Raw genomic sequence first — 22,319 nt, 5'->3', positions numbered from 1 at the left:
CTTTGCGTAGGTAAAAGGAACTCTTAATGGTGGATGAAGAACAGCAACGCCCCGATCCAGACAGCCTGCTGGCGTTAGCCAATGAAAAGCCGCGCGGCAAGCTGAAGGTGTTCTTCGGTGCCTGCGCCGGGGTGGGCAAAACCTATGCGATGCTGCAAGAGGCACAGCGCCAACGCGCCCAGGGGCTTGATGTGCTGATTGGGGTAGTGGAAACCCACGGCCGCAGCGAAACCGCCGCGTTGCTGGAAGGGCTGTCGAACCTGCCACAAAAGCGCATTCAGCACCGCGGGCGCTTGCTGCATGAGTTCGATCTCGATACGGCGCTGGCGCGCCACCCGGCCCTGATCCTGATGGATGAACTGGCGCACAGCAATGCTTACGGTTCGCGCCACCCGAAACGCTGGCAGGATGTGGAAGAACTGCTGGATGCCGGGATTGACGTGCTGACCACGGTTAACGTGCAGCATCTGGAAAGCCTCAACGACATCGTGGGTGGCGTGACCGGCGTGCGGGTCAGAGAAACGGTGCCCGATCACGTCTTTGATGAGGCTACCGAAGTGGTGCTGGTGGACTTGCCGCCGGACGATCTGCGCCAGCGGCTGAACGAGGGCAAAGTCTATATTCCCGGCCAGGCCGAGCGGGCCATCGAGCACTTCTTCCGCAAAGGTAACCTGATCGCCCTGCGCGAACTGGCGTTGCGCCGCACCGCCGATCGCGTCGATGACCAAATGCGGGCTTTTCGCGACAGCCAAGGGCGAGAAAAAGTCTGGCATACCCGCGACAGCATCCTGCTATGCGTCGGCCATAACAGCGGCAGCGAAAAGCTGGTGCGCATCGCCGCTCGGCTGGCGGCCCGGCTCGGTTGCCACTGGCATGCGGTGTATGTGGAAACCCCCAAGTTACATCGCTTACCGGAGAACCAACGCCGGGCGATTCTGCGGGCGTTACGCTTGGCGCAGGAACTCGGGGCAGAAACCGCCACCCTTTCCGATCCTTCAGAAGAACGCGCCGTGCTGCGCTATGCCCGCGAACATAATCTGGGCAAGATCATTATCGGCCGCCGAGGCGAGCAACGTTGGAAAATACGCAGCAGCTTTGCCGATCGCCTGGGGCATCTCGGCCCGGATCTTGATCTGGTGATCGTCGCGTTGGAAAACGATGCCCCCTTGCCGCAAAACAAGGAGCACGATAGCCGTACCTTTAGCGAGAAATGGCGTTTTCAACTACGCGGTTGCGCCGTCGCCGTGGCGCTGTGCGCCATCATTACGCTGCTCTCTCAATGGCTATTGCCGGGCTTTGATTCGGCTAACCTGGTGATGGTCTATCTGCTGGGCGTGGCCATCGTTGCCCTGTTCTTTGGCCGTTGGCCATCGGTGTTTGCAGCGGTGATTAACGTCGCCAGTTTCGATCTGTTCTTCGTGCAACCGGAGTGGTCGTTTGCCGTCAGCGATGTGCAATATCTGCTGACGTTTGCCGTGATGCTGACCGTCGGCATCACCATCGGTAACCTGACCGCCGGTGTACGCTACCAGGCGCGGGTAGCTCGTTACCGGGAACAGCGGGCTCGGCATCTGTATGAAATGTCCCGCGGACTTAGCCAGGCGCTGAACAGTGAGGATATCGCCAAAACCAGCCGCCACTTCCTTTCCAGCAGCTTCCAGGCAAAAACCCTGTTGCTGTTGCCACAAGAAGACGGTTCCTTGCAGCAAATGGTGGGGGAAGAAGGCGGCCTGCTGTCGGTGGACGAAGCCATCGCCCGCTGGAGCTATGACAAAGGCCTGCCAGCGGGTGCCGGTACCGATACGCTGCCCGGCGTTCCCTATCAGTTGTTACCGCTCAAGACCTCAAAGCAAACCTTCGGTCTGCTGGCGATCGAGCCAACCAACCTGCGCCAACTGATGGTGCCAGAGCAACAGCGTTTGCTACAGACTTTTGCCGTGCTGATCGCCAGCGCATTGGAACGCCTGCATCTGGCGCGCAGTGCCGAAGCGGCAAAGCTGGATATTGAGCGCGAGCAACTGCGTAACTCACTGCTGGCTGCCCTCTCGCACGATCTGCGCACGCCGCTCACCGTGCTGTTCGGCCAGGCGGAAATCCTGACGCTGGATCTGGCCGCAGAAGGCTCCAGCCACGCACCGCAGGCCAGCCAGATCCGCCAACAGGTGTTAAGCACCACCCGGCTGGTGAACAACCTGCTGGATATGGCGCGAATTCAGTCCGGTGGTTTTAACCTGCGCAAAGAGTGGCAGTCGTTAGAAGAGATCGTCGGCGCATCGCTGCATATGCTGGAACCGCTGCTGACCCTGCACGAGATCAAGGTTGAGTTACCCCCCGAGATGGTGCTGATCAACTGCGATGGCAGCCTGTTGGAGCGGGTATTCACCAACCTGTTGGAAAACGCCAATAAATACGCTGGTGCCGAGGCGGTTATCGGCATTCGCGCCCGTCTACTGCCAGAATGGCTGGAAGTAGAGGTCTGGGACAACGGCCCCGGTATCCCCGCTGAGCAGAAGCAGCTTATTTTTGATAAGTTCTCCCGCGGTAATAAAGAGTCCGCTATTCCGGGCGTCGGTTTGGGCTTAGCGATTTGCCGTGCCATTATTGAAGTCCACGGCGGCCGCATCTGGGCAGAAAACGGCGAGAATGGCGGTGCCAGTTTCCACTTTATGCTGCCGCTGGAAACCCCGCCCGAGCTGGAAGGTGAAGGCTTTGACTTATAGATGAGGCACCGTGACCACAACGCCAATCAACATTCTGATTGTTGAAGATGAGAAAGAGATCCGTCGTTTCGTGCGTACTGCGCTGGAAAGCGAAGGCTTGCGGGTATTTGAAAGCGAAACCTTGCAGCGTGGGCTGATCGAAGCCGGTACGCGCAAGCCGGATCTGATTATCCTCGACTTGGGGTTGCCGGATGGCGACGGGCTGAACTATATCCGCGATCTGCGGCAATGGAGCGCCATTCCGGTGATCGTGCTTTCTGCCCGCCATGCTGAAGAAGACAAGATTGCCGCGCTGGATGCCGGGGCCGATGACTATCTCAGCAAGCCTTTTGGGATTGGCGAACTGCTGGCTCGCGTGCGGGTGGCACTGCGCCGCCACTCAAGTAGTCAGCAGGAAAGCCCGTTGGTGACCTTTTCTGAAATTACCGTTGATCTGATCAACCGCCGCGTGTTGCGCAACGATGAAGAGCTGCACCTGACGCCCATCGAATTCCGTTTATTGGCCGAACTGCTGGCCAATTCCGGCAAGGTGATCACCCAGCGCCAGTTGTTGAGCCACGTTTGGGGGCCGAATTACGTCGAGCACAGCCACTATCTGCGTATCTATATGGGCCATCTGCGACAAAAGCTGGAGGCCGATCCGGCGCGGCCCAAGCATTTACTGACTGAAACCGGCGTTGGCTATCGCTTTATGCCCTGAAACTGTATGCATGAAAAAAGCGCTGTAAAAACAGCGCTTCAGATTGATGACAAAGTCCTGGCCGTGAGGCCAGGACTTTGATCTAATAAGGTCAGTGCAAAAAATGGACTGACTGCCATGCTCAAAATACCCTCTCCCCAGCAATATCAGTTTGAAACCATCACCCTGGATGAGTTGGTCCCTGAAGACCATCTGGTTCGCCAAATCGATGCCGCCATTGATTTTGAATTTATCCGCGACGCCGTTGCTCATCTCTACTGTCCCGATAACGGCTGACCCGCTATTGACCCCGTTCGCCTGATTAAAATGATGCTGCTGGGTTATCTCTTCGGTATCCCCAGCGAGCGCCGTCTGGTCAAGGAAATACAGGTCAATGTCGCTTATCGCTGGTTCCTGCGTATGGCCCTCACCGAAAAAGTCCCTGACGCCTCGACCCTGAGCCAGAACCGCCTCCGCCGCTTCAACCACAGCGACGTCTTCCAGCAGATTTTTGACCACATCGTAGAACAGGCTCTCAGCCGTGGCATGGCTAACGGGCGTGTTCTCTACACTGACAGCACGCACTTGAAAGCCGACGCCAACCCTCGCAGAGCGGTGAATGAAGAACGTCCGGTGGGCGTCAGTGAATATCTGGAGCAGCTTGATGCTGCTGTAGAGGCTGACAGGAAGAAGCACGAAAAAAAGCCGCTGCCCGCCGTAGAAAAGACACCCGAAAACGCCGTCGCCGTTAAGAACACCAAAGTCAGCACCACCGACCCGGAAAGCGGCTTCATGCACCGGGACAACAAGCCGAAGGGCTTCTTCTATCTGGACCACCGCACGGTGGACGGGAAGCACGGCATCATCCTGGATACGCATGTAACACCGGGCAATGTCCATGACAGCCAGCCCTTTATCGGGCGACTTGAGCGGCAGGTCGAGCGCTTCGGTCTGGAGCCGGTGGCGGTGGGCGTGGACGCGGGTTACTTCACCGCTGCGGTGTGCCATCTGACACAGGAAATGGGTATCGCGCTGGTTCCCGGCTATCGGCGGCCGCACAAAGGTCAGAATGAGTTCCAGAAAAAGCACTTCAGGTACGATGAGAAGCGTGATGTGTATGTGTGCCCGGCAGACACGTTGCTGGTCTACAGCACGACAGACCGTAACGGTTATCGGCATTACCGTTCAGACCCGGCAGTGTGCCAGCGCTGTGAGCAGAGGCAGCAATGTACGCAGAACAGCAAGGCGCAGAAAACGATAACGCGGCATGTGTGGGAAGAGGCGAAAGAGGAAGCCAACAGGTTACGGCTGACGAAATGGGGCAAGAAAATCTACGCGCGGCGCAAAGAGACGGTGGAGAGAAGCTTCGCGGATGCGAAACAGCACCATGGCCATCGGTATGCGCGGTTCCGTGGACAGTCAAAAGTGCAGATGCAGTGCCTGCTGGCGGCCACAGCGCAGAATATGAAAAAGATGGCGCTGCTGGCGCTTCTTTATTGTCTTTACCGGTGGTGGAAAGCGTCTTGGGAAGGCCAGAAAACAGCCTTGTGCGAACAGAAGTCACTAATGACGGTATTATGGAAAAATATCGCGATCGCGACCTGCGGTCGCTAAAAAAGAAGAACCCCACCTGAAAAAGTGGGGTTAGTCAGCAGTCTGAAGCGCTGTAAAAACAGCGCTTTCTCAACGTAGAAAGGAGAGATTATTTGGCTGAAGCTAATACCGCACTGACGATCTCAACCGCTTCATGCTCGATTTTCTCGCGGTGCGCAGCACCCAGGAAGCTTTCGCAATAGATCTTGTACGCTTCTTCAGTGCCTGAAGGACGCGCGGCAAACCAGCCGTTGTCGGTCATCACTTTCAGCCCGCCGATCGAAGCGCCGTTACCCGGTGCAGCAGTGAGGCGCGCAGTGATGGGATCGCCAGCCAGCATACTGGCCTTGACCATCTCAGGTGACAGCTTGGACAGCGCCGCTTTCTGCGCCGAAGTGGCCGGTGCCTGCAAGCGGTTATAGCTCGGCGCACCAAAGCGCTCAGCCAGCCCATCATAGTGGTGCTGCGGATTCTCACCGGTTACGGCGGTGATTTCTGCCGCCAGCAAGCACATGATGATGCCGTCTTTATCGGTGGACCATGGCGTACCATCGAAACGCAGGAACGATGCCCCGGCGCTTTCTTCACCGCCAAAACCGAAGCTGCCGTCGAACAAGCCATCAACAAACCATTTGAAACCGACCGGTACTTCCACCAGCTTACGGCCCAGATCGGCCACCACGCGGTCAATCATCGCGCTGGAAACCAGCGTTTTACCGACGGCAACGTCAGCGCCCCAGCGTGGACGATGCTGGAACAGGTAATTAATCGCGACGGCCAGATAGTGGTTCGGGTTCATCAGGCCTTTTGGCGTGACGATACCGTGGCGGTCGTAGTCAGGATCGTTGGCAAACGCCAGATCAAACTTGTCACGCAGCGCCAGCAGGCCTGCCATGGCCGACTCGGACGAGCAATCCATGCGGATAATGCCGTCGTGATCGAGGTGCATAAAGCGGAAGGTCTGATCGATGGAATCATTCACCAGCGTCAGATCCAGCTTGTAATGCTCGGCAATGCGCTGCCAGTAGGCAATGCCGGAACCGCCAAGCGGATCAACACCCAGTTTCAGACCAGCGCGCTGAATGGCTGGCATATCCACCACTTCAACCAGCCCTTCTACATACGGCTGCACCAGATCCTGCGCATGCAAATGACCGCTGTTCCAGGCTTGCGCCAGCGTTTGGCGCTGAACACCCTGTAGCTTAATCTCCAGCAGTTCGTTAGCACGCTTTTCGATTACCGAAGTCAGGTTAGTGTCGGCCGGGCCGCCGTTAGGTGGATTATATTTGATGCCACCGTCTTCTGGCGGATTGTGCGACGGGGTGATGACGATGCCATCGGCATGCGCGCCGCCCTTACGGTTGTAGCACAGGATCGCGTGTGAAACCGCAGGCGTTGGGGTAAAGCCGTTGTTTTCCTGAATAACCACGTCCACACCGTTGGCCGTCAGCACTTCCAGCACGGAAATGAAGGCCGGTTCAGACAGGGCATGGGTATCTTTACCCACATAGCAAGGGCCAGTAGTGCCCTGCTGACGACGTACTTCAGCAATCGCCTGAGCGATGGCCAGAATGTGGGCTTCATTGAAGCTTTGGCGCAACGCACTGCCGCGATGGCCTGAGGTGCCAAATTTTACCGCATGAGCGGCATTACCCGCTTCCGGTTGCAACACGTAGTACTGTGATGTCAGTTGGGCTACGTTGATCAAATCACTTTGCTGAGCAGGTTGCCCGGCACGTGGGTCATTCGCCATCGACTCTCTCCCTAATGCCAGTACCGCAGCCGGGCAATGTGTCGCTGACGGCCACCGTGACGGGCTGTTTGCTAAATTAGACAGTTCCGCAAACTTTCTCGATCAGTTCCGCCGGGAACTGCATAGCCTGCATGATGTGTTCGATCATGCTGCGTTTGCGGCCGGTATTGGTATTGGTAATTACCCAGTAAGGCGTGCCCGGAACGTGTTTCGGTTTAGTATGCGTTCCATTTGCCAGCAAGGTTTGCTGATCGCCGGCAAAATAAGTACGGGTACGGCCATGCAATGCATCGGTCGCCGCGGTAAAACCCACTGCATCAATCGTATACAGTGTGGAAAGTACCAGCATAAAACGATTTACAGCTCTGCTCTGTTCGGCGTATTCATCTGACAACAACAGTTCGCGTACGGCACGCACGCGATCGCGCGAAGGTGGTACCGCAACGGCAGGCTCCGTAGCCTTGATGCCTGCGGCGACTGGCGCAATGCGCACCGGCTGCCCAGCGGTAAACTTCAACATACGCCGTAAAATATCGGACGCACTTTCACCAATATGCTGCGTGTGGCTGGCAATATAACGGTAAAGTTCTTCGTCGACTTCTATAGTTTTCATCTTTATCCAAAACAATAATTCAATTGATTTTTATAATGTTTGACGGTCATTAAAGAAAGTCTCAATGTTGACCTACATTTTTCCAACCATCTGGTTTTACGATATTTCACTGCTTTGGCGTAGATTAACAGACTCTAGAGGGCCAGCCAACTTCCCCCGCAGTGACATTGGGTTGTCACCACCAGTTTTTCTGGCTTGATATCCAGCAGCTATTAAACAAAGGAGGCTTTCAGAGCGTGCCTTGGTGATGCGGTGGCAAATCGAGCTTTGTCAGGCTGCTGATAAAGCCCGTTATCAGGTTAGGGCGGTAGCAGACGAAGAGGGAGCAAACTTGAACAATTCTAGGTGGTCAGAAAGATGGGGCACAGAATGTGCCCCATCATAGCCCTAGGCGTGCCAGGGCGGTCATTGATCAGAAGCTGTATCTCAACCCTAATTGACCATTAACGTCCTTAAAATCATTACTGCCCCGTTGGACCCCGATATTGCCAGAAGCGCTCCAACCTTTGCCCAGCACAACCTGAACGCCAGCTTTAGCTTCATACACATTGTCAGCCAGCTTATGGCGAACTTTAGTTTCGTTCATCTCAACCGTCGCGTCGTTGCCACCTGACCACCAATTCAGTTGCAGGAACGGTTGGATCTGATTTGCTTTAGGATCCAATGCATTACTGAACAACCGTACACCAAGACGGGTAGTAGTCTGATTTTTGCGCTGTTCCGCGATCCGGGTGCCATTCTCTTCAGTATGAGCATCGCCACTATAGCGGGTAAAAATCATCTGGCCCTGTGGTTCCAGATACAGGCCGCGGCTAATGCCTTCATACAGTGGCAGTGCATAGCCCAGCTCCAACGATCCGCTCCAGGTATTGGATTTATACTCTTCGCGGGCCAGCCCGCTGCCTTGGACTTCGTTGTCGTAGCGGCCATATTGCAGCCAACTGTCCAAATAAAGCCCGACTGGCGAAGAGGCATGCTGGTACCAACTCCCGTAAACACCAAAGCTGGTTCCCGTGACCTTACCTTTGGCATTACGATCGCTCAGATCGGAACTCGCTTGAGTATCGGCGCTGCCATAACCCAGCATTATCCCCGTGTGCAACCGGCTTTCACCAAGAGTATGCTGCAACTCTCCGCCGATCTGCATCACGTCAAGATCCGTCTCAACCGACAACTGCTCGCCAACCACGCCAGCATCCAGGTTATTGCGATGTGCACGTAGCCAGACCGCCCCATTGCCCTCCTTGCCTACGGCACCCAATCCAGGCTCGCCCATGCGATCGGAGCGAGTATGATCGAACATATGCACCGCCGCATTCTGGTTATTCAGGTAGGCTGCCGCATCAACGCGTAGCAAAGAAGGCGAGTTTCCTGGCTGTGGGATCAAGGGATCTGTAGCTCCAAGCGCAGGAGTTTCAGGTTGAGGCACCAAAGGATCTGGCGTTTCTGGTATGGGTGTTTCAGGCTGAGGAACCAAGGGGTTAGGCGGTTGTGGCGTGCTCACGGCCTCAGAACGCAAGTACCAGTTACCGTTGGCAGGCTCCTGTTTTCCTCCCTTATGCAACAGATACTCGTATGCGCCAGCAACAACAGGTTTTTGCAGGTTAAATACGCCGTTGGACTCTTTAGCCACGCTGATAACCTCAATACCTTCAACGGTACTCGCGCCCTGGCCCCCGACGTTATTGACCTGCAACCAAGATTGACCGCTGCTGCCGCCGGTGATCACCAGGCCATCGGTGACTGAGTCATCGCCACCCAGTACCGTATTCAACTTCAGCGTGCCACCTTCGCCTTTGTAGCTGCCGTCGCCACCACCAAAGAAAGTGGCGTTAGACAAAGTCAGTGTCATACCAGCGTTACCGTTGCCGCCCAGATTGACAACGCCAGCATTACTCAATCCGCTGAAGTAAGCACTGAAACCCGCCAGATCCAGCGTTCCTGCCTTGGCAACGTTAAAAACGGCGGGGCTAAAAAGGTTAGCACCAAAACCATTTGCCACACCCGCCTGTAGAGTGCCAGCCACAACGTTCACTTGACCACCGAGAATATTATCTTTGGACATCAGGCGTGTAATCCCGCTGCCCAGATGATTGATGGTGCCCATGCCGCTTAGCTTGGGGGAAAAATCCTGATTATCCGTGTAATTGAAATTCAAAATACCGCGGCTGTGAAGAAAAACACTGGAGGTCTCGAGGATGCCGGCTTTGCCACCCGTACCAATGTTGAGCACCGCCTGTTTAAGCGAACCGCCGCCGGATATGGGACTATCCCCTACGCGCACTTCGCCAGTGCTGTTGACCTTCACCACGCCGCCGTCAGCGATGGTCAAGGTGCCGTCGCCGTTGGTTCCGCCAATATTGATATATCCGGCCGATAGTAGCGTTCCTTGATCCTTGACCAGAATGCTACCGCTGGCAGGCGAGGTTCCCGAGTAGAACACGCGTTCACCGATGGTAATGCCGCTGTATTTATCCGCCCCTGTGCTCGTCACCTGCGCACCATTGGCGACCGTCAGGCTACCAACGCCATCCACACCGACATCAAGCCCAACAACCTTCATCGAAGAGGCTGCACCGCTGATAACAACGCTGCCCTGGCTTTTAACGCGCGAAGCGATGGTCATACCTGACGCCTCAATGCGGCCGCCATCGATGACCTGCATTTGCCCTTCACCATTATTACCAACCGTTAACTGTGAGGCCTTCCAAGTTGAACCCGTCCCAGAAACCAGCGCAGTTCCTTTGCCGCCAATGCCATCACCCAGATAGCTGCTATAGGTGCCGCCATTGAGCAGAGCGCCGTCGGTAATGCTGACCTTTCCTTCCCCTTTCTCCCCCACCCTGACGATGGTGCCACCAGCAGAGGTCACGACCGATCCCGCGCCCGAAAGATTCAGTTCACCGTAGGCACCGGCGATGGAACCCAGGCTGAGTTCCAGCGCCCCCGCCTTCGCACCATTGGTCACATTCATCACGCCCTTACCGGCGTAGCCCACATACATGTTTGAAGAGCCGAACTTATTGTAATAAAGCTCACTCCCCGCACCGTCGACGTTGATGGTCCCCTGCCCAGTGGCACCGTAACCAACGATCACCTTATCGAAGGTATCCAGCAGGAATTTACCGCCGTCAGCAATGTTGAATTCACCGCTCCCTTGATTGCCAACTATCACCTGATGGCCCAAGAGCTGCGAGCCAACCCCCGATATCTTCAGAGTGCCTTTGGAACCTTCCTTTACGCCCAGTTCAATAAATGAAACTTCCAGCGTTCCGGCATCCAGTACGGAAACCTTACCCTCACCACCAACACCGACTTTCAGATCCTGTCCATAAAGGGGGTCATAGTTGTAAAGTTTCCACCAAGAGTTTGCCCCCGAAATTGACGCCTCTCCCACGGAGCCAACTTCTCTGCCCAGATAGCCAGCACCGACCGTGGTTGCCCTGGCCCCCTCGCTGATGGTTAGCTTGCCTGAACTGGTGTCTCCAATAACCAGATCTACTCGGTTACCTGTTTTCCAACCGTCTGGCTTGGTACCCGGCACGGTCTCTTCCGTACCGCCATCGATCACGATTTCAGCAGCGCTGGCGTCGACTGCTGAACCGACCATACCGGCCATGGCCATGGCCAGAAACAGACTGGGAGCAATACCGACTTTGCGATTTTGAGATGATTTGCCACCATTGCGGGACAGTTCAGAAACGGGGACCAGAGAACCAGTGCGGCGATGGCGCACGAGGCGATAAACTTTATTCATACAGAGCAACTCCTCCAATGAGTTTAATAAGCGTTCAGATGTTATTAGATGAATTATTTTCACAGCTGTAGAAATACAAAAGCTCCCGATAAGGAAGCCTTTACTCAATTACGTTACCGTCTAGGTAACTTATACGCCTGCACGTCACTATCACCTGAGTATATTATATAAAGAGCAGAGTTCGTTTTCATACACCCGCACATCACTCATCGAGTGGTGTCAACAATAAGCAATCTTTCGCCTATTAATCAATCACGAACTCCGCTCCCTTTTAATACCTGACACTCTAAATAGAGAGTAATTTCCTGAACTACATAAACCAACTATCAACCACACCGGTGCTATCGAAGCTAATATAAAGACGATTCGCATGGTATTCCGTATTTCCTGACATTTTAGCAGATGCCTTGGTGGCACTGTCCGAAGCATTCGATGCCGTGTTAGCCATGCCAAGAGCATTGGAGACTGCATTTGCCCCAGGAATATAACCGACAATGGAAGAGGCAGTGCTCAGATTACCTCTCACTTCATATTCCCATGACATATTACCACTAGAATGAACGTTCTGCTCATCCGGCACACCGTAAATTGCCTGTACTTGCGCCTTGGTTGTCTGTTTAGGTATAACATGTGCCTTCACATACGATGCACTGAATTTATCTTCCCCCATGGAACTGCATCCAGCAAGAAGCAAAACCACCATCACACCCCATAAATACTTGCGCATATTTCAATCCAGTTGATTAACTACTTATTAATGCTAATAACCGGAGTCATCAGCTGTTTTTTTGCATTAATAACTGTAAATCAGTAAGAGCAATTCAATGTATAAGAAAAATACATTGAGCAATAATACCAACGGAATGGTACAGTTACCCGAAGCCTTTTTATGTCAATAGTATTAGCGAATAATTGGCAAGCCATAAGAACATTACCCAATACTTGCTTATTACAGCAGGCTCTTGCTAATGCATTGAAATGATATGTACATAAGGCAAAGGCCACAACCCTACCGAGGTAGGGTTCGAGAGTATCGTTAATCTAGGTATGATTCAGCATAAGCCTATGTGTTGCCGTATACTCGCTTACCTCAAGTTACATGCGTGCCAGCCTGCACTCCAGTTGGCATCAGATAAACGTAGATCATGGCACGCAAAAGTCAACGCGGACGTTACATGGGTGACAAAGGGAGAGTGACGTGAGTAAACCTTACGCTTTAGTCGTTGACGATCACCCGTTGGTGGCTGGGGGAATTGCCGCGTTCTTAAGCACACATTGTGGTTACCAGCAGGTGTATGTCGCCGCCAGCCGCCAAGAGTGCGATGGCCTGATAGAAGAAAAAGGCCCTCCCCAATTACTGGTCTTAGATTTCTGGTTACCTGATGGCACTGCCCTTCAGTTAATTAAGAAACTGCCACAGGAAAATCCCAATATTCGTCTATTGGTGATCAGCGGGGATGAGAATAACAATGTTCAACACAAGGCTCGTGAGATGGGTGCGCACGGTTTTGTTCATAAACACGACTCCCCACAGATCTTCAATCAAGCCGTTACGGCACTGCAAAACGGGCAACTCTGGTTTCCGGAAGCCTCGGAATTACCGTCTTTATCCTCACCAACGGTTAATTATCAGGAATTCGGGCTGACCAAGCGTCAGGCGGAAGTGCTGGCGATGATGCTACGGGGATTCTCAAATAAACGCATTGCCATGACGCTGGCAGTGTCTGAACCCACGATCAAAGAGCATATTACCGGTATTCTCAGTAAGCTTGGCGTCAATAACCGAGTCGAGGCTATCACGTTACTTCAGGGAAGACGCTTCACGCTATGATGAAAACCCTCAGTGATAAATCTCCGCACGGCATCAAGCCGCACTCGCAGCTCCGTTTGTTGAACAATGTGTTAGCGCGATTGGTTTTTAGCATCAATGCTGTGCCTTTTGTCGGTATGGTGTTTGCCATTTGGCTCTATAAGCTGCAACTGCCGCTGACGCCCGTTATCTGTTGGATTGTTCTCTATCTTATTGCCGCCGTGCTCGTCAGGATTTGGCACTACCGCTATCACCAGAAACTGAGTACAACGGCTGACACCATCATGCTGGCCCAGTGGTTACCTTGGTGAATCGGGTAGCCTTGCTGCACGGTATCGGCCTGTCTTCGTTGATGATCGTGACAGCCATGAGCCAATCCTTTGATTTCACTCTGCTGCTCAATATCAGTATTGCCGCTATCATCGCCGCCAACGCGACACATCTGACCCCGCTATTGGGTGCATTCCAGCGGTTTTTTATCAGCTGTTGGGGAATGTTGTTGGTCCTGATCCCGTGGCGATCGGGTGAAGTCTGGCCAATCATTTTCTTGCTTAATCTACTGTATGCCGTTGCTATTTATCGTCATGCTTTAACCTCACACGCCTTCTTCCTGCAACAGGTCAGACTGGAAGAAGACAGCATCTTATTGGCTGAGAAATTCCGTGTGGCGAAAGAGGAGGCGGAACAGGCATTACATGATAAAAACCTGTTTCTCACCACCGCCAGCCACGATCTCCGCCAACCGATTCACGCAATGGGATTTTTGATTGAAGCGATCGTGCACAAGAATCGCGATCCCCGGTTGAACCCGCAGCTCCATGATCTGCAAGAGAGTGTGCGTTCGTTACATTTAATGTTTAACTCACTGTTGGACCTGACAATAATAGAAAACAATGCCATCAATGTCCCGCAGACAAACGTGGAGTTAGTGCCATTAATCGACTCGATCATCACTCTGTTTCGTGAAGAGGCGAATAATAGGGGCTTAACGCTACGCTCGAGATTCCCTCGGCAACGCTGCGTTGCTTTAGGCGATCTCTCGTTGCTCAAACAGTCGTTAATCAACCTGACGCACAACGCACTACGATACACCCCACAAGGTGGGGTGCTGATCTCTGTTCGCCCGCGTGGCAAAGAGTGGTTGATCGAAGTCTGGGATACCGGAATTGGCGTTGCTGATGCTGAAAAAAGCCAGATTTTCTCTCCCTTCTATCGCCCGGAGCTTGCCTGGCGTATAGACAGTGCCGGGCATGGACTGGGCCTGGCGGTAGTAGCAAGATGCGCGAAACTGATGAAAGTACAGTGCGGAATGAGCTCGATAGAAGGGAAAGGTTCACGTTTTTGGATGCTTCTGCCAGCCAGCGACACAATGGCAGCCATAGCGCCATTAACCGCACAGCAAAAATCCTTATCCGCACCGCATAGAACGCTTTCCGGAACCTGCTTGGTCGTTGACGACGATCCCTTGGTTACCTCTGCCTGGGAGAGCCTGATGCAGGCTTGGGGAGTGACGGTTCGCTGCGTCGCTTCTGCCAACGAAGCTTTTGCCGTGCTTGAGAGCGGCTTTTCTCCGCAGGCGATCTTGTGCGATCAGCGCTTGCGTTCAGGTGAGAGTGGTTTCGATATTTTGCAGGAGTTACTCCAACGTTTACCACAGGCCAGTGGCGCGATGGTCAGCGGCGAATTTAATTCGGAGATCTTGCAACAAGCGGAAAGAGAGGGTTACCTGGTGTTATCTAAGCCATTAGAGCCTTCGCAGCTTCATGCTCTGCTTTCACAGTGGCTTTCTTCTGAGTAGCTTGGCATCAACAATGTGCTGCCAGAAAGGTATTGATAACATCTATCTAACTTATAAATACCTACCTAAGCATGATACCCTGACCCAATGTCTTTAAATCGTAAACTTCACCATGAAATTACATTATCAACTCTTGGCTGCCGAGGCTCCCACATTACCGATAGTGCTGCTCCACGGCATGTTCGGCAACCTGGATAACCTTGGCATACTGGCACGCGACCTGAATCAACAGCATACGGTGATCAAGGTCGATCTGCGCAATCATGGGCTTTCGCCGCGTGCTGATGAGATGACCTATCCGGCGATGGCGCAGGATCTGCTGACGTTGCTGGATGATTTGCAGTTGGATAAGGTCATCGTCATCGGCCACTCCATGGGTGGTAAAGCCGCCATGGCGCTCACGGCGATAGCCCCTGAGCGGGTTGAACGGCTGATTGTGATCGATATCGCCCCGGTGGCTTATAACACCCGCCGCCACGACAAGATTTTTGCTGCTCTGCAAGCGGTCACCGATGCCGGTATTAGCCAACGGCAACCGGCGGCACAGCTGATGCGCGAATATCTGGATGAAGAAGGCGTGATCCAGTTCTTGTTAAAGTCTTTTCATGCCGGAACCTGGCGCTTCAACCTGCCGGTATTGATCGCACAATACGCGAGCATGATCGGCTGGCAAAATGTCCCCTCTTGGCCACATCCAACGCTATTTATCCGCGGTGGGCTTTCGCCTTATGTGCAGGATGAGTACCGCGAAGACATTGCCCGCCAATTCCCGCAGGCCCGAGCTTACGCCGTCGCAGGTACCGGCCATTGGGTTCATGCGGAAAAACCGGACGCTGTGTTACGGGCCATCCGCCGCTTCCTTGATGAAGCCTGAAACAAAGTGGTGAAAAAACGTGCTAAAGAGAACGAGTTAGCGCGTTTTTGGCTAAGTTAAGCATTGTCGTTGCTCTATCTGCTGGGGTAATATGGCGCGCTATTTCCGACGTCTTTCAAGCTGCTATAGCTTGGGTCCTGCGGGGATATAATTTTGCCGCCCAGTTCAACGTGCAAACAAGCACTTGGCTGGAGGTAAATTTGGCTTAGGGTTTATTGGCCCGAATGGTGTTAACTGAACCGTCTGGAAGTGTGAAAACGCTTTCTGATGCAAACTCCCTTGCAGTAGTCCGCAACAATGGCAAAAGAACAAACGGATCGCACGACGCTGGATCTGTTCGCAGATGAACGCCGTCCGGGGCGACCGAAAACCAACCCGCTTTCCCGTGATGAACAGCTTAGAATCAATAAGCGTAATCAGCTACGGCGTGACAAAGTGCGTGGATTACGGCGTGTGGAGCTGAAAATCAACGCAGACGCCGTGGATGCTCTGAACAAACTGGCGGATCAGCGCGATATCAGTCGCAGCGAATTGATTGAGCAAATGCTGCTGGCAAAACTGGCGGAAGAACAGCCAGAATCATGATCTCTTCAGCCGCACGCGCGGCGCGGCGTTAAGGATGACGCCGGATCAACACCGCTGGTACTGATCCCCCCGCATCGCATAAATGCGATAAAACCCCAGAGCACATTTCTGGCATGATGGTTATTTACCGGTAAGAGAGAGTCACCACGTTGAACTCTTGCCTTGATCTTACGTAAGACGATACCCAAAGGCTCGACGTTGCAGGTAAGCAACCCACGAACACCAAAGGTATATCCACTGAATTAAAAAGGTTATCTGCAATATGGCTCATGTAGGCATTTTCTTTGGCAGCGATACTGGCAATACCGAAAACATTGCCAAGATGATCCAGAAAAATCTTCAGCAAAAATATGGCAAAGACGTGGCTGAAATTCACGACATTGCCAAAAGCAGTAAAGAAGATCTGGAAGCTTTCGACATCCTGCTGCTCGGCATCCCCACCTGGTATTACGGTGAAGCCCAGTGTGACTGGGATGACTTCTTCCCAACGCTGGAAGATATTGACTTCAACGGCAAGCTGGTGGCGCTGTTTGGTTGTGGTGACCAAGAAGACTATGCAGAATATTTCTGCGATGCGATGGGTACCATCCGTGACATCATCGAACCGCGTGGTGCTGCGATCATCGGCCACTGGCCAACCAAAAGCTACCACTTCGAAGCCTCTAAAGGCTTGGCAGACGACCATCACTTCGTCGGCTTGGCTATCGACGAAGATCGTCAGCCTGAACTGACCAACGAACGCGTAGATGCCTGGGTTAAACAAATCAGCGAAGAGCTGAGCCTGGCCGACATCGTCGGCTAAGCCCCCCTCCAGATATTGTACAAAAGCCCTGCAAAGCGCATAGTGTCGGCTACAGGGCTGCTATCGGTATCACGGATTAGAGTAATAGAAGCTACAAGTCTGTAACTTCCCGCACTATCAGGGTAAACTGCGGCATCGGTTTATCCCATCCATCAAGACGTTGCATATACCCTTATGCAATAGTGCAGATATACCTTTGTTAACAACCGACGGTTTCTATTTAGAGCAAGCGGTTCTATAATGAGACGCAATTAATTCTTTTTGTGCCGACCAATGCCATAGGCGAAAACGCCCCAACTTGATTAGCACAGTAACAGGACTGAATCCGCATGACTGACAACAATAACGCATTGAAGAAGGCCGGCTTAAAAGTCACGCTTCCGCGACTCAAAATTCTGGAAGTCTTGCAGGATCCGGCATGCCATCACGTCAGTGCGGAAGATCTGTACAAAAAACTGATAGATATGGGTGAGGAAATCGGCTTGGCAACGGTTTATCGCGTACTGAATCAATTTGATGATGCGGGCATTGTGACTCGTCACAATTTCGAAGGCGGTAAATCCGTGTTCGAACTGACCCAGCAGCATCATCACGATCACCTGATTTGCCTGGACTGTGGCAAAGTGATCGAGTTCAGCGACGAACCTATCGAAGTGCGTCAGCGTGATATCGCCAAACAGCACGGTATTAAGCTCACCAATCACAGCCTGTACCTGTACGGCCATTGTGAAGTAGGTGATTGCCGCGAAAACGATACGCTGCATGACAAGCGATAACTCTGGCCTGCCAGAATCGAGAAACCGCCTTAATGGCGGTTTTTTTGTGCCTGCGATTTACAGACAAAAAAATCCCCGGACAGGCCGGGGAAAATGATAATTCCAAATATTGCACTCTCTTGCAGCACTTCTTTCTGACACGGACTACACCTACAGCCCATCCGCCGACACGCAGATGGGCTGAGTTTTGGCTTAGGCTTTTACCGGCTCGGCACGGCTGAAACGTTTGCCATCCGGGCTGACCGCACGGATTTGAACATCACCCGCAACGGCCGGGCGAGCACGATCGTCATAGCGCTGCCACTGTTTGCCGCCATCGGTAGAATATTCAATAGCCAAACCAGGCAAGGAGATATTAGCCTCCAGCTTGCCATCAACAACGCGTGCTCCCGGCACTGGCAGACGGTAGCTCACGCCACCTTTATCCAGCTTGGCCAACTCACGTTGCCCGATCAGGTTGGCAAAGTGCAGCCAGTCCTTTTCCAGCGTCTTGGTATCGACATGATGGGTTTCGCCACCTTTGTATTCACGACCGGCTTGATAATCCTGCTCCCAGCTCGCACGGTGCCAGGCACGTTCCGCAACAGACAGAGCACGTGGATAAATCATGTATTCCATTTGCTGGTCGGTACGCACAACTTCACTCCACAGCTGAGCTGAGAGGCCATAAGCACCCGGCCATGATTTGTCACTCTTGGCGGTGAAATGGTTGCCATCGCGGTCAACCGAGGTTTCAGCGTTTTGCGGCAGGTTGTTTGGTGCGAAGCTGAAGATCTTCTGCTCATCGCTGAAACGGGTGCCCCAGTAGTAACCATGCTCTTCCGGGGTCACTTCATAGGGGAAGTCCATATAGACGTAATCCGGGTTGGAGATCACCACCTGATAGCCCTTGTTCGCCCAGTCGTTGGCTGAGTCGAAGCCGCCCCAGAACAGGGTATCCCAGAAGTTCACCGTAACATTCTTAGTCGCGAAGGCTTTCGAGTCTTTGGCATCTTTCAGGCCATCCTGCCACGCCTGCATGCTGTCAATGCCGTGCGCTTTCACCAGTTGGCTGACTTCAAGCCCGAAGTAGCTCGGCAAGTGTTCCATATCTTCCACTTTGCCGTCTTTGATGATCGCCTGACAAACCTCAGACTTGGCCCATGGCTTGTCTTCTTTGCTCAGATCAAGAATGCCCTTGCCCGCTTCCGGCTTCTTCACATCGGTATAACCGGCACCCAAGCGGATGTTCTTCGCTTCATCCCCACCAAAATGCCAGGTTTGCAGTGGTTGACCGGCTTCTTTGTGCATCTGGGCGACTTCACCAATCACTTTATCAACAAAGTTTTTGGATGAATCCAGGCACGGGTTCAGGTAGCTCTGACGGTTAAAATACTGCACCGAGGTGGTATTGGACGTATCGGTCGGATCCACCAGGCGGAACTCATTCGCCTCTTTCTCTTTACCTTCAGCCAGCAGTTTCTTGTAGCGCGCTTCCATGGAAACGATCGCAGCGCGGGCATGCGCAGGCATGTCAATCTCTGGGATCACTTCAATCTGGCGTGCCTGAGCATATTTAACGATGTCGATATAGTCCTGACGGGAGAAGAAACCACCGTGCGGCTCTGGGCCTGAACCGTATTGCGGCAGCAGACAGGTGGTTTCGCTCAGGTCATGGCAACGCTGGCCACCCACCTCGGTCAGTTCCGGCAGGCCTGGGATCTCAATACGCCAGCCTTCATCATCCGTCAGGTGGAAGTGGAATTTATTCAGCTTATAGGCCGCCATCTGATCCAACAGACGCAGCACCGCATCTTTATGGTGGAAGTTACGCGCCACATCCAGGAAGATGCCGCGGTATTGGAAACGCGGTGCATCTTTGGCATCCAGCGTGGCAATCTTCTTGCTGCCGTCAGACGGGATCAGCGACAGAATGGATTGCAGGCCATAGAACACCCCGGCCTGATCGAAGCCGGTGATCGCAGCCCCTTTCTCACCAATCTTCAGTTGGTAAGCGCCTGGAACCGCCAGATCGCCTTTAAATGCGCCCGGTTGAATATCGGTTTTGATTGGATAACCACCAGCATGGTTTGCCACGCCCAGCAGTTCAAAACGCTTGGCTGCCGCATCTGCCGCTGGTTTGGTCAACGCGCTTAGATCCAAGGCAACACCTTTGCTCAGATCCACATCATGCTGATGAACCTTAACTTCCATCGGCGTTGGCATAATCTGGCCACGCAATGCTGCCGCTGGCAGCACTTTCAGATCCTGATTCTTGGTGAAGCGGCTTTCTGGCACCATCAGAATGTTATGGTCATCCTTGGTACGCTTCCACTGGTCACCGGTGAACGGGGTAACAAACTGGTTCACATCTTCGGTATCGGTATTCGCCAGGATCTTAGGCTTGGCATCACCTGAAGTGGCATACCAGCGCGGCAAGAAATCACTGTGGAACACCTGCCAGTATTCGGCAATAATCGGGATTTCAACGGCCTGCTTGGCCGGGAAGCTGGTGAATTTGTCGGTAGGTTCCAGCTTGTACAGATCGCCAGTGATATGGGTAATCTTGAACTGTTCGTTATCCACTTTCAGCGTCTGACGCGGACTGTGGAAATAAATTGCCCAGTCTTTATCTTTGATTTCCTGGCCATCGTTGGCCAGAGTGATCAACACCTTATTACAAGATGCCCAATCGGCACCCAGCTTGGCGCAATCAACACCATTATCAGCTGCACGGTTATCCAGCATCTTAAGATTCACTTTCAGCTGGCTGAGTTGATCAACAACCTGCTGGTTAGCCATGGCTGAACCCACGCTGCCAAATAGCCCGACGGTGGCGGTCAGGGCTGCAAGAGCACTCATCTTGAACTTGTTCATCTTCAACCTCTTCGGTAATCCGTTGTTGTTATCGCGAATCTCTTGCCCGATTTTTCGCTGCGTGCCTTTGCTTTAGAACAGGTGGCGGCAAGATTCGCTTTTAAAGCGTGATTTCCCGGCGGCATGGCCACCGGGGAAAACATTAGAAGATAGTGAATGGGGCAATAACGATGAATTTAACGTCTCTCTCATCTTGGAAAATGTTGCCGTAACCACCGCTCCAGCTAGGCAGATCGGAATGGTTGTCGTATTGCGTGAAGTGCAGTTTGAACAGCGTGCCTTTGGCACGGCCATCCTGCAAGGTATAGGCCGCATCCAGGCTATAAGCGCTCTCTCTCAGGCGCTGGCTCTGATCGTAAATCGGGTTAGTGCTTGGCTTCGCGTCCCAGGCATAAACATAAGAGGCACCGACCGACATGCCAGGAATATCCCACTTGCTCAGGTCATACATCACGCCGCCGTAAACCGCTTTTTCGCCGTTGGCGTTAAAGTCGGAACGGTTATCCCACCAGATATCAAGACGGCCGTTGGAAGAGGCATAAGTCGGGGTCATACGTTGCAGGAAGAAGCCCTGGTTACCCTCAGCCTTGACCATGGTGCCTTCCAGGCGCCAGTTGAACTGACCGGTGGTATAGCCGAAGGTCAGCGCCTGCAACCAAGCCAGACCATCATAAATGCTGTTAGGGTCACGGCTGTCACTGACGCGGTCTTCAGCGCCGTAGAACTGATAGCTGGTGGTCAGTGGATTGCCCGCAACATCAAATTTGTAAGAGGCTTTGGTGAAATACTGATTCACATACCCCTGTGCCTGACCGAAAGCAGCTTCCAGCACCAGATCGTTTTTGAAATCGTACTTGGCGCCCAGTGAATGCAGGTAGGAAACGCGGGTGGTGCGGTCATTCTGACGGAAATCATCCATCTCGAGATGCCAAGGCGCTTTATACTTGTCGGTCCACATGTAGGAGAAGCTCAGAGCTCCGGAGTCACCGTAGTCAAAGTTGGCACCAGCCTCAGCCCCTTGATAGGTGCCTGGCATAAAGCTCCAGTGTGGAGCCAGCAGCGTCTGGCCGCTTGGCTGGATATAACCCGCACGAGCCCACATCGGGCCATATTTGAATTTACCGGCGGCTTTGTACAGGCTGATACCGCTTTTATCGCCGGAGTAATCTTCATCATAGGTACGATTACGGCTGGAGAAGGCGATTTCGTTAGGGTGGCCACTTTCACTCGACTCTGCCATTTCGATGGCGGTAAATGCCGCCACATCGACACCAAACATGTCGGCCGCATAACCAGACGAGAAATCGAGGTTGGCGTTCCACGTTGAGTGGGAAAGGTTGGTTTTGAACTCACCGCTCTCAACGTCTTTGCGATCGCGTTGACGTTGCCAGTAATAAACCCCACCGGTCATCGTCGAATCATCGATAAACCCTGCCGCTTGCGCTTCAGGCGCCATAACAAACCCTGTTCCTAACAATGCACCCGCGATGGCGAGTACCAGCGTTTTACGCTGAGCACCGTGCGTACCCATAGAAAATTCCTCTTTGACTTGACTTTAAAAGTGCGCCCGCCAGTGTTCACCACTGCCCTGAACGGCCGCTAATAAAAACCCGATCGGGTAAAAGTTCTGCTGATAGGAGAAAACTCCGCTCAGCTTTATTGCTAGCGCTAGACTATTTTTCGCGACGCGAATTATCAAATGA

Annotated in this window: 13 protein-coding genes and 2 pseudogenes; 9 read left to right on the top strand and 6 right to left on the bottom strand. The window is 53.1% G+C overall.

The genetic code is table 11. From position 1 onward, the window contains the following. Nucleotides 1-26: 26 nt before the first annotated feature. From kdpD to ACX9GT_RS07225, 3 genes and pseudogenes are all read left to right on the top strand, one after another. Entirely contained in the window at nt 27-2,720 is a 2,694-nt protein-coding gene (gene kdpD / locus ACX9GT_RS07235; RefSeq protein WP_473190459.1) for a two-component system sensor histidine kinase KdpD, read from the top strand. 10 nt (nt 2,721-2,730) lie between these two features. Then, complete coding sequence (kdpE, locus tag ACX9GT_RS07230) at nt 2,731-3,420, top strand: two-component system response regulator KdpE (RefSeq protein WP_473190458.1); 690 nt, start codon at nt 2,731-2,733, stop codon at nt 3,418-3,420. Nucleotides 3,421-3,537: 117 nt separating this feature from the next. Next, nucleotides 3,538-5,013: pseudogene (locus ACX9GT_RS07225) on the top strand (IS1182 family transposase). A gap of 88 nt (nt 5,014-5,101) precedes the next feature. On the opposite strand, the gene pgm reads toward ACX9GT_RS07225, so the two are convergent. The 4 genes from pgm to ACX9GT_RS07205 all read right to left on the bottom strand — a co-directional run bounded on the left by pgm (nt 5,102) and on the right by ACX9GT_RS07205 (nt 11,842). Further along, complete coding sequence (gene pgm, locus ACX9GT_RS07220; protein WP_473190457.1) at nt 5,102-6,745, bottom strand: phosphoglucomutase (alpha-D-glucose-1,6-bisphosphate-dependent); 1,644 nt, start codon at nt 6,743-6,745, stop codon at nt 5,102-5,104. Nucleotides 6,746-6,821: 76 nt separating this feature from the next. Beyond that, complete coding sequence (gene seqA, locus ACX9GT_RS07215) at nt 6,822-7,358, bottom strand: replication initiation negative regulator SeqA (protein ID WP_473190456.1); 537 nt, start codon at nt 7,356-7,358, stop codon at nt 6,822-6,824. Nucleotides 7,359-7,770: 412 nt separating this feature from the next. Next, nucleotides 7,771-11,115 (bottom strand): autotransporter outer membrane beta-barrel domain-containing protein, encoded by a 3,345-nt coding sequence (locus ACX9GT_RS07210; protein WP_473190455.1) that lies wholly within the window; start codon nt 11,113-11,115, stop codon nt 7,771-7,773. Between the two features lie 310 nt (nt 11,116-11,425). Continuing rightward, nucleotides 11,426-11,842: a hypothetical protein gene (locus tag ACX9GT_RS07205; protein WP_473190454.1), complete on the bottom strand. Its 417-nt coding sequence runs from the start codon at nt 11,840-11,842 to the stop codon at nt 11,426-11,428. Between the two features lie 471 nt (nt 11,843-12,313). On the opposite strand from ACX9GT_RS07205, the gene ACX9GT_RS07200 reads away from it, so the two are divergent. The 6 genes and pseudogenes from ACX9GT_RS07200 to fur all read left to right on the top strand — a co-directional run bounded on the left by ACX9GT_RS07200 (nt 12,314) and on the right by fur (nt 17,760). Further along, complete coding sequence (locus tag ACX9GT_RS07200) at nt 12,314-12,946, top strand: LuxR C-terminal-related transcriptional regulator (RefSeq protein WP_473190453.1); 633 nt, start codon at nt 12,314-12,316, stop codon at nt 12,944-12,946. Further along, nucleotides 12,946-14,723, top strand: a pseudogene (locus ACX9GT_RS07195) (hybrid sensor histidine kinase/response regulator). Before ACX9GT_RS07200 ends, ACX9GT_RS07195 begins: the two are co-directional and overlap by 1 nt. 112 nt (nt 14,724-14,835) lie before the next feature. Then, nucleotides 14,836-15,597 carry an esterase gene (gene ybfF / locus ACX9GT_RS07190; protein WP_473190452.1) on the top strand — a complete coding sequence of 254 codons (762 nt, stop codon included), beginning with the start codon at nt 14,836-14,838 and terminating at the stop codon, nt 15,595-15,597. A gap of 297 nt (nt 15,598-15,894) precedes the next feature. Next, a complete protein-coding gene (gene ybfE, locus ACX9GT_RS07185; protein WP_473190451.1) occupies nt 15,895-16,182 on the top strand; it encodes a LexA regulated protein in 288 nt (95 codons plus the stop codon). Between the two features lie 262 nt (nt 16,183-16,444). Further along, nucleotides 16,445-16,984, top strand: a complete 540-nt coding sequence (gene fldA, locus ACX9GT_RS07180; protein ID WP_473190450.1) for a flavodoxin FldA — start codon at nt 16,445-16,447, stop codon at nt 16,982-16,984. 329 nt (nt 16,985-17,313) lie between these two features. Beyond that, complete coding sequence (gene fur / locus ACX9GT_RS07175; protein ID WP_459399444.1) at nt 17,314-17,760, top strand: ferric iron uptake transcriptional regulator; 447 nt, start codon at nt 17,314-17,316, stop codon at nt 17,758-17,760. Nucleotides 17,761-17,952: 192 nt separating this feature from the next. Here fur and ACX9GT_RS07170 read toward each other — a convergent pair whose 3' ends face one another. Next, nucleotides 17,953-20,616: a family 20 glycosylhydrolase gene (locus ACX9GT_RS07170; protein WP_473190449.1), complete on the bottom strand. Its 2,664-nt coding sequence runs from the start codon at nt 20,614-20,616 to the stop codon at nt 17,953-17,955. A 142-nt stretch (nt 20,617-20,758) separates the two neighbouring features. Then, nucleotides 20,759-22,147 carry a chitoporin ChiP gene (chiP, locus tag ACX9GT_RS07165; protein ID WP_473190448.1) on the bottom strand — a complete coding sequence of 463 codons (1,389 nt, stop codon included), beginning with the start codon at nt 22,145-22,147 and terminating at the stop codon, nt 20,759-20,761. Nucleotides 22,148-22,319: the final 172 nt, after the last annotated feature.

This window comes from Serratia sp. YWN4 (assembly GCF_055790845.1).
This window is presented reverse-complemented; position numbering and strand designations above follow the sequence as displayed.